This window comes from Pseudomonas sp. NBRC 111127 (assembly GCF_001320345.1).
Classification (GTDB): domain Bacteria; phylum Pseudomonadota; class Gammaproteobacteria; order Pseudomonadales; family Pseudomonadaceae; genus Aquipseudomonas; species Aquipseudomonas juntendi.
In genome coordinates, this window is sequence record NZ_BCBD01000331.1 from 1 (window position 1) to 1026 (window position 1026).

The window sequence follows — 1026 nt, forward strand, 5'->3', positions numbered from 1 at the left end:
GACCGCCACGTACTTTCGGCAGCTCTGCGACGGACTTGTACTGGCGCAGGCCTGGACGGCTGGAGCGCTTCAGTTCTTCGATGACCGGACGGCCTTCGAAATACTTCAGTTCGATCGACAGGGAAGGCTTGGCCTCACCAGTTACCTGGTAGCCAGCGATGTAACCTTCGTCTTTCAGAACTTTGGCAACCGCGACCTTCAGGGTGGAGGAAGGCATGCTTACGACGGACTTTTCAGCCATCTGGGCATTACGGATGCGAGTTAGCATGTCCGCTAACGGGTCCTGCATACTCATGGGCTAGATGCTCCTGATACAAGAATTATTAGCCTTGCGGCTATCACAACCACCCGAACAGGCAGGGGAAAACCCCAGGCTCAGGTGAGCCGGTCATTCTAGACACAAGGTAGAAACGAAACAAGCCCCATGTAGGGGCTTGTTTGATGGCAAGGTCACCGGCGGTCGGAAGATTGCTCCCCTTGCGCCGGGATCTTGCCTGCAGCGATTACCAGGAGGCCTTGACCAGACCTGGTACGTCACCGCGCATTGCAGCTTGACGCAGCATGTTACGGCCCAGGCCGAACTTACGGTATACACCGTGAGGACGACCGGTCAGGCGGCAACGGTTGCGCAGGCGCGAAGCGCTAGCGTCGCGTGGCTGCTTCTGCAGAGCGACTACGGCAGCGAAACGCTCTTCAGGAGAGGCGTTGACGTTGACGATGGTCGCTTTCAGTTCAGCACGCTTCTTAGCGAACTTGGCTACCGTGAGCTGACGCTTCAGCTCGCGGTTTTTCATGCTCTTCTTGGCCATTTTCCTACTCCAATCAGTTGCGGAACGGGAACTTGAAAGCACGCAGCAGAGCGCGGCCTTCGTCGTCCGAACGAGCAGTGGTGGTCAGGGTGATGTCCAAACCGCGCAGAGCATCGATCTTGTCGTAGTCGATTTCCGGGAAGATGATCTGCTCTTTCACGCCCATGCTGTAGTTGCCACGGCCATCGAAGGACTTGGCATTCAGGCCGCGGAAGTC

The 1026-nt window shown here is 57.1% G+C and carries 2 protein-coding genes and 1 pseudogene; all 3 read right to left on the reverse strand.

All coding sequences use genetic code 11. From position 1 onward, the window contains the following. Positions 1-295: 30S ribosomal protein S8 (gene rpsH / locus APH30_RS27265; RefSeq protein WP_054914258.1), on the reverse strand; the 295-nt coding region annotated here is incomplete at its 3' end. Positions 296-503: 208 nt separating this feature from the next. Beyond that, the gene (gene rpsN / locus APH30_RS27270; RefSeq protein WP_009681970.1) at positions 504-809 is read right to left on the reverse strand and encodes a 30S ribosomal protein S14; all 306 of its coding nucleotides are present in this window, start codon (positions 807-809) and stop codon (positions 504-506) included. Between the two features lie 13 nt (positions 810-822). Then, positions 823-1026, reverse strand: a pseudogene (locus tag APH30_RS27275) (50S ribosomal protein L5); the annotation flags it as partial.

Bases quoted from the DNA above. Each gene is read 5' to 3' on its own strand.
- rpsN (WP_009681970.1), bottom strand. From the start codon at position 809: ATGGCCAAGAAGAGCATGAAAAACCGCGAGCTGAAGCGTCAGCTCACG.